This window comes from Mycobacterium sherrisii, assembly GCF_002102355.1.
GTDB classification, from domain to species: domain Bacteria; phylum Actinomycetota; class Actinomycetes; order Mycobacteriales; family Mycobacteriaceae; genus Mycobacterium; species Mycobacterium sherrisii.
The window spans coordinates 46,963-54,633 of sequence record NZ_LQPT01000045.1 but is presented as its reverse complement, the minus strand read 5'-3'; the positions used below and the strand labels follow the sequence as shown (position 1 = coordinate 54,633).

Annotated in this window: 7 protein-coding genes; 2 read left to right on the top strand and 5 right to left on the bottom strand. The window is 64.5% G+C overall.

Annotated features, from left to right (window positions below; genetic code table 11):
• The 5 genes from AWC25_RS08550 to dnaA form a co-directional block, all read right to left on the bottom strand.
• Nucleotides 1-1,331 (bottom strand): ATP-binding protein (locus AWC25_RS08550; protein ID WP_085166629.1); only part of this gene is annotated, 1,331 nt, incomplete at its 3' end.
• A 265-nt stretch (nt 1,332-1,596) separates the two neighbouring features.
• Nucleotides 1,597-2,160, bottom strand: coding sequence for a DUF721 family protein (locus tag AWC25_RS08545; RefSeq protein ID WP_069401454.1), 564 nt, complete (start codon nt 2,158-2,160; stop codon nt 1,597-1,599).
• Nucleotides 2,157-3,320, bottom strand: a complete 1,164-nt coding sequence (recF, locus tag AWC25_RS08540) for a DNA replication/repair protein RecF (protein WP_085166628.1) — start codon at nt 3,318-3,320, stop codon at nt 2,157-2,159. The genes AWC25_RS08545 and recF overlap by 4 nt, the downstream gene beginning before the upstream one ends.
• 10 nt (nt 3,321-3,330) lie before the next feature.
• Nucleotides 3,331-4,530: a DNA polymerase III subunit beta gene (gene dnaN, locus AWC25_RS08535; RefSeq protein ID WP_069401456.1), complete on the bottom strand. Its 1,200-nt coding sequence runs from the start codon at nt 4,528-4,530 to the stop codon at nt 3,331-3,333.
• A 503-nt stretch (nt 4,531-5,033) separates the two neighbouring features.
• Nucleotides 5,034-6,563 carry a chromosomal replication initiator protein DnaA gene (gene dnaA, locus AWC25_RS08530; protein WP_085166630.1) on the bottom strand — a complete coding sequence of 510 codons (1,530 nt, stop codon included), beginning with the start codon at nt 6,561-6,563 and terminating at the stop codon, nt 5,034-5,036.
• A gap of 576 nt (nt 6,564-7,139) precedes the next feature.
• Between dnaA and rpmH the strand changes: the two genes are divergently transcribed.
• Both rpmH and rnpA read left to right on the top strand, forming a co-directional pair.
• The gene (gene rpmH, locus AWC25_RS08525) at nt 7,140-7,283 is read left to right on the top strand and encodes a 50S ribosomal protein L34 (RefSeq protein WP_003874369.1); all 144 of its coding nucleotides are present in this window, start codon (nt 7,140-7,142) and stop codon (nt 7,281-7,283) included.
• 23 nt (nt 7,284-7,306) lie between these two features.
• Nucleotides 7,307-7,669 (top strand): ribonuclease P protein component, encoded by a 363-nt coding sequence (gene rnpA, locus AWC25_RS08520; RefSeq protein ID WP_069401510.1) that lies wholly within the window; start codon nt 7,307-7,309, stop codon nt 7,667-7,669.
• The last annotated feature ends 2 nt before the right edge of the window (nt 7,670-7,671 follow it).

The following is a 7,671-nucleotide window of genomic DNA, read 5'->3' as shown; positions in this document are numbered from 1 at the left end:
AACTTGCCCGGCAACCCACCCAAATCCGTGGCACTCTTCCGCCGCACCAACTCCCGCGCCTTGCGCGCCGCGATGCGCGCCTGCGCCGACGAAACAGCTTTGTTTACAACGGTTTTGGCTTCCGACGGGTTGGCCTCGAACCAGTGGGTGAGCTGTTCGTTGCAAACTTTCTGGACAAACGACTTGACTTCGGTGTTGCCGAGTTTCGTCTTGGTCTGGCCCTCGAATTGCGGCTCGGCGACTTTCACCGAAATCACCGCGGCCAGGCCTTCCCGGATGTCGTCGCCGGTCAGGTTGGGATCCTTGTCCTTCAGCAGCTTCTTGTCCTTGGCGTACTTGTTCACCACCGAGGTCAACGCACTGCGGAAACCTTCCTCGTGGGTGCCCCCCTCATGGGTGTTGATGGTGTTGGCGAAGGTGTGCACCGACTCTGAATAGCCGCCGTTCCACTGCATCGCGATCTCGACTTCGTGGCCCGTCCCCTTGCCGTCGAAGTCGATCACGCTCTGCTGGATGGGATTTTTGGTGCGGTTGATGTGCTTGACGAAATCGACCAACCCGCCCGGATAGTGGAAAGTGCGATGCTTGACCTTATGCGGCTTGGCCGATTCGGCCGCCTGCTCTTCCGCCGACCGCGGCGCCTCGGCGGTGTCGCTCACCACCTCGTCGACCACCTCGTCCTGCTCGACGCGTTCGTCGGTCAGGTTGATCGTCAGGCCCTTGTTGAGGAATGCCATTTCCTGCAACCGGCGCGCCACCGTCTCGAAGTCGTACTGGGTGGTTTCGAATATCTCCGGGTCGGCCCAGAACCGAATGGTGGTGCCGGTCTTCTTGGTCGCCTCGCCCTGCTTGAGCGTGCCCGGCACCGCGCGGTCGTAATGCTGGAACCATTCATACCCGTCGCGTTTGACGTTTACTTCCAACCGGGTGGACAGCGCGTTGACCACCGACACACCGACACCGTGCAGACCACCGCTGACGGTGTAGCCACTGTTCTCACCACCGAATTTGCCGCCGGCGTGCAGCTGCGTCATGACGACGTCGACGGTGGGAGCCCCGGTGGCGTGCATCGCCACCGGGATGCCGCGCCCGTCGTCGGCCACCTCAACGCTGCCGTCATCGAGGATGCGGACGTCGACGCGGGTGGCGTAGCCGGCCATCGCCTCGTCGACCGAGTTGTCGACGACTTCCCAAATCAGGTGGTGCAGTCCTCGTTCACCGGTGGACCCGATATACATGCCGGGGCGTTTGCGGACCGCCTCCAGCCCTTCGAGCACGGTGATCGCTGACGCGCCGTATTCGTCTTGCGCCTTCTTCTTCTGGGCAGCCACGGTCGGAATGCTCTCCTTGGGGTTTCATGCGGGCGGTTCCAGTCACCGCAGCAGTCGCATCAGTCCACTCTACCGTGATTGAGGCCTGGGACCGATTCTCCGGGCGCGTTTCTGCCTGTCTGGACGCGCCGTGTGCCCAATTTCTTTATTGACGGTGCGTCCGGACGTGCGTCGTAGGGGTCCGTTTCGTTCTCGCGGCTCTGAGCCGTTGCTCATTTCTCCATCCCGACCGGCCTCAACGGGTGCGCGGACAAGCCGAAACGTGTCACCCGTAGGTGTCGCGCGGCCCACGACCGGAGATGTGCCTTGGCCCCTTACGCCAAGACGGCGCGGCCGGACCGGTGATTTTCAACGAGGTCACCACCCCGTTGCCGACCGCCGCGGCGATCTTGGCCAACAACTGCGCCTGGATCATCCGCAACTGGGTAGCCCAAGCGGTCGATTCGGCGGCCACGCTGAGCACACCGTCGTGCAGCGCGGTCGGCGTGGCGTGATCGGCGATCTGCTGGCCCACTACCGCCGCCCAATGACCGAAAACGGTGCCCTCGGCGACCCGCCCCGACCAGCCACGCTTTTTCGCGAGGTCCCGGGTAAGCCGACCGAGCGGCTGCGGGTCGCGAATATCGGGTCCCGGACCCGACCAGCTGCGCCGCCGGCCGGCTACCCGCCGCGGCGTCATGCCGCTGCCGCGGCCACGTCCGGCGTCCTTGCCCTGCGCCCGCGCCGCGGCCCGGGCCTCGTCGAGCGCGCGCCGCACCAGGTCGATTCCGCGCAGTTCGCTCGATAACGATGCCGGGCCCGCGTCGGGCTCCTGCTCTGAGCCGGTCATGCTTGCATCACCGAGATCCGGCCCGAGTCATCGTCTTGCAGATCGATGTGCACCTGCCTAGCGTCCCAGCCCGCGGGAATATCTTCCAGCACCGCCGCGGTAACCAACACTTGCTCCGCAGATTCGGCCACCGTGGCCAACGCCTGACGGCGCGCCGCGTCAAGTTCGGCGAAAACGTCGTCGAGTAACAACACCGGTTCCCCGCCGTCGGCCCGCAGCAATTCGTACGCGGCCAACCGCAATGCCAACGCAAACGACCACGATTCTCCGTGGCTCGCAAAGCCTTTCGCCGGCTGCTCGCCGAGCCGTAACTCCAAGTCGTCGCGATGGGGTCCAACCAGACAGACCCCGCGCTCCAGCTCCGCGTCCCGCCGCGCCGCCAGCGCGGACAGCAGCGTGGCTTGCAAGAATTCGCGGTCGCCGCCCACCTCACCAAGATTCTCGATGCCCATGCGATCGATGCTCGTTTTGTAGCCGACGGCGGCCTGTCGCGAACCCGGGGCCAACAATTGGTAGGCCTTCTCCACCTCGGGCGCCAACTGGTTCACCAAATCGGTGCGCGCGGCCATCAATTCGGCACCGTGCTCGGCGAGCCGCGCATCCCACACATCGAGGGTGTCCAATGCGCCCCGGTCGCCGCGATAGCGTGCCCCCGCCAGTGACTTCAACAGCGCGGTACGCTGCCGCAGCACCTTGTCGTAATCCGCGCGCAGCGCGCCGAGCACCGGGCGCCGTACGGTTGCCAAATCGTCGAGGTATCGGCGACGGTCGGCCGGGTCACCGCGCACCAGGGCCAGATCTTCGGGGGCGAATAACACCGCACGTAACACCCCCACCACCTCGCGGGTACTACGCACCGGCGATCGATTCAACCGCGCCTTGTTGGCGCGGCCGGCGGCAATCTCGATATCGATCGCGCATTCCCGACCGTCGTTGACCACGATCGTCGACACCACTGCCCGGCCGCTGCCCGCACGGATCAACGGCGCATCGACGCCCACCCGGTGAGAACTCAAAGTAGTCGAATACCACAGCGCCTCAATGAGATTCGTCTTTCCGTAGCCATTGGGCCCGACGAACACCGTGCGGCCCGGCCCCAGGTCGACGTCGGCGTGCGCCCAGGACCGGAAATCGCGCAGCCCTAACTGCCGGACGTACACCTATTCGGTCCTATCCAGGCAACCGAACAGGCATCAGCAAGTAGACGTAATCCGTGGGCAACGCCGAGAACGGGCCGGTGCCCGTGGGATGACTGTCCGCATCGAACGCCGGGCGCAGCAATGCCGGTTTGCCGGGAGTGGTAAAGCCGAACGACACCCGCTCGGCGTGCACCGATCCGAGCCCGTCGGTCAAATAGGTCGGGTTGAACGCGATGGTCAATGGCTCACCGGCGAAGTCGACGGCAACTTCTTCTTCGGCGCGACCGACGTCGTCGGCGCCCGCCGATAGCCGCAACGTGCCCTCGGAGAATTCCATCCGCACCTGCGCGCCACGGTCCGCGACCAGCGCGACCAGTTTGATCGCCTCGGTCAGTTCGGCCACGTTGATGGTCGCCACGGCGGTGTGTTCGGCGGGTAGCAGTTGACGGAACTTCGGGAATTCGGCGTCCAGCAGCCGGGTGGTGCTCCGCTTGCCGTTGCCGCTGATGCCCAGCAAACCGTCTTTGCCGACCCCCGAACCGCTGCCCAGGGACAACCGCACGTCGGAGCCGTCGGTGCCGGTTTTCGCGGCCTCCGCCAGCGTCTTGGCCGGAACCAGCACGGCCGCCTCGATGTCGGGAGACAACGCCGACCAGGTCAGCTCGCGAACGGCCAGCCGGAACCTGTCGGTCGCCGCCAAAACGACGGATTCGCCGGAGATCTCGACCCGAATGCCGGTCAACATCGGCAGCGTGTCATCCCGACCGGCGGCGATCGCGACCTGGCTGATCGCCTCGGCGAACAGATCCGACGGCAGGCTGCCGGTCTCCTCCGGCAGGGTCGGCAACGTCGGGTAATCCTCGACCGCCATCGTCGGCAACGAAAACTTCGCACTACCGCAGGTCAATGCCACCCGGTTGCCGTCGACATAGAAATCGATCGGCTTGTCCGGCAACGCCCGAACGATGTCGGACAATAACCTTCCCGAAACCAAAACACTTCCCGGAGAAGCGATTTCCGCTGCAATTTGCGCCTCTGCGGAGACTTCGTAGTCGAACCCGGAGACGGTCAGACCCTCGTCCGAGCCGGTCAGCAGCACGCCGGACAGGACCGGCACGGCCGGCCTGGAGGGCAGGTTCTTCGCCACCCATGACACGGCGTCGGCGAAAGAATCTCGGACCAGTCGGAACTTCAGGTCGGTGAGGCCAGCATTCGTCGTCGCCACGTCCATAGCGTCCCTTCACCTACCCCAATCCGAAACCGGCGGCTTGCCTGTGCGCCGCGCCACGACGTCCACTCGGCAGTCGAAGGCAGCCGAACAACAACCGTAGAGCTTCCGCGCCCATCTTGAAAGCTAATCGCGAAGGCCGACAACCCGAGTGGGTGACGACCAGACGTGCGGCGCGCAACGGTGCGTCCCCAGGGCTGTTCTTCAAAGAAGAAACAACGAAGAGATCTCAGTACCAGTATTAAGGCCTGTGCATTCTGGGGACAGCCGCCACTTGACGCAGCTAGCGCGGTGGCGGCCCTGTGGATGACGGACCGGGTAATTGTGTAGCCGGTGTGGGGCCGTTGGGGATGGCTCTGATGTGTGCACGTCGGTGCCCAGTACTTCACCGACAGTTGGCACGTTTGTGCACAACGCTGCGCACATCTGCGGGCTGTGGCTGGAGTTACAAACGAGCGAGAAGTTTTTGCAAAAAAAATCGGCGGCCCGGCGCGAGACGGGCCGGTTCAGCGCTTGGAACGCTGCCGGATCCGTGTGGTGAGTTCCTTGACGTGATCGAAGACTTCACGTCGCTCGGCCATCTCCGACAAGATTTTTCGCTGCGCGTACATGACCGTGGTGTGGTCCCGACCGAACGCCTGACCGATCTTGGGCAACGACAGATCGGTGAGTTCGCGGCAGAGGTACATGGCGATCTGGCGCGACTGGGCCAGTGCCCGAGTCTTGCCCGGGCCGCGCAACTCTTCGACGGTGGTGTCGAAGTACTCCGCGGTGGCGGCCATGATCGTCGCCGCGCTGATCTGCATGGTGCTGGCGTCGGCGATCAGGTCCCGCAGCACGATCTCGGCCAACGACTTGTCGATCGGCGTTTTGTTCAGGGACGCGAACGCGGTGACCCGGATCAGCGCGCCCTCGAGTTCACGGATGTTGCGCTCGATGCTGCTGGCGATCAGTTCGAGGACGTCGTCGGGCACCGCAAGGCGTTCCATCTGTGCCTTTTTGCGCAGGATCGCAATGCGGGTTTCCAGCTCGGGGGGCTGGACGTCGGTGATCAGACCCCATTCAAACCGCGTCCGCAGCCGATCTTCGAGGGTGGCCAGCTGCTTGGGCGGCCGGTCCGACGAGATCACGATCTGCTTGTTGGCGTTGTGCAACGTATTGAATGTGTGGAAGAACTCTTCCTGGATTCCTTCCTTGCCCTCGATGAACTGAATGTCATCGACGAGCAGGACATCGACGTCGCGGTAGCTCCGTTTGAACGCGACCTTGCGGTCGTCGCGCAGCGAGTTGATGAAGTCGTTGGTGAATTCTTCGGTCGAGACGTACTTGACCCGCATCCCGGGAAACAACCGCTGCGCGTAATTGCCTGCGGCGTGCAGTAAGTGGGTCTTGCCCAGCCCCGACTCACCCCAGATGAACAGCGGGTTGTAGGCGCGGGCCGGGGCTTCGGCGATGGCCAGGGCCGCCGCGTGGGCGAACCGGTTGGAGGCACCGATAACGAAAGTCTCGAACGTGTAGCGCCGGTTGAGGCTGGTGCCGCCCGCGGCGCCGGCGTCGGCGGCCAGTGGCCGGTCGGCGAAGTAGTTGGGCCAGTTCTGCTCGGCCCCGGAGATTTCGCCATTGTCGCTGCTCTCGAAGGCCTCGTCAACGTCACTTGACGTTTCTTGCCCGGGATCATCGGCGAAGGTGTCGCCCTGGGGGTAGGGGAGTTCGTCGGCGTCGTCGGCCGGTGGTGTGATGCGAACGCCGAGTTGGATCTGCTGTCCGAGTCGACGACTGAGTGCGTCGGTGATCGGGGTGCGTAGATGGCGTTCGATCTCGTTTTGCACGAAGCTGCTTGGCACCGACAGCAGTGCGAAGCCTTCGACAATCGTCAGGGGCTGGACGAGATTGAGCCACGCGCGCTGCTGCGGAGTGAGCGGGGTGACGAGCGTCGTGCGGTTGCCCGCGGCACCGTCTCCGTCGAAATCGCCGTTGAGTTCGGAGACGACCGCGTTCCACACGGTCGTGAAACCAGAACCGGGGTCATCGGTCAACGACGCATCTCCCTGGTCCGACGTCAAACCCTAACCACTTGCCGACAAAGCGACTGTCCACATAGTTATACACAGGTGTGGACAGGATAGACGGATGCGGGCCGAAACCTGCCGGTGACAGCTCGCAACCTTCGGGCCGGAGACAACCCGGGCCAGGTCGCCTACACCGCCAGTAGATCCGCCATCGTGCTTCGTTGTCACGCGCCGTCCCGGGTCTGAGACGGCATTGCCCGAAGCTAACAGTTTTCCGGGGCGCTGCCAACAGTTCTGTTGCATTCCAATGACGTTGATTGGCGGCAACCTGGGGAAGTGCGGCGCGGCCGGGCGGCGAAGCTGGATTGGGCCCGCGTCTTGTTGGCAGCGGCCAAGTTTGACCCAGCGAATCTGCGTCAGTACCCTCATACAGTCGCCCGAAAGTCGGCGATACGGCTGCGACCCAGGAGTTACGTCACCCGGGGACCGCGCCGGCCAGCAGCAGGACCACGTTCCGACCGACACGAAGCAATCTGGCTGAGCCAAACGTGACCGGCCGGAGGGCTGGGAAAGCTTCTAGCGAGACACAACGAGGAGAACGCCGTGGCCAAGGGCAAACGGACTTTCCAGCCGAACAACCGGCGCCGCGCGCGTGTGCATGGCTTTCGCCTGCGGATGCGGACCAGGGCCGGGCGTGCCATCGTGTCCGGCCGTCGCCGCAAGGGTCGCCGCGCGCTCTCTGCCTGATCTGACCGACGGGCTTGTTGGCGGTGCTTCCCGCACGTAACCGCATGCGGCGGTCACGGGAGTTCGACGCGACGGTGAAATACGGGATGCGCGCGGCGCAGCCCGACCTCGTCGTGCATATGCGGCGGGATACCGAAGACATGACTGACTCTGGGCCCCGCGTCGGGCTGATCGTGGCCAAATCGGTGGGCTCGGCCGTGGATCGGCATCGCGTCTCGCGGCGGCTCCGGCACGCGGTCCGCGGCATGTTGGCCGATCTGGAGCAGGACCACCGAATGGTGATCCGGGCGCTGCCGACTAGCCGGGAGGCGTCGTCGGCGCGGCTCGAGCAGGAACTGCGGCGCGGACTACGGCGCGTCCTGGAGCACGCGGGGTCGGGCCGTTGAGT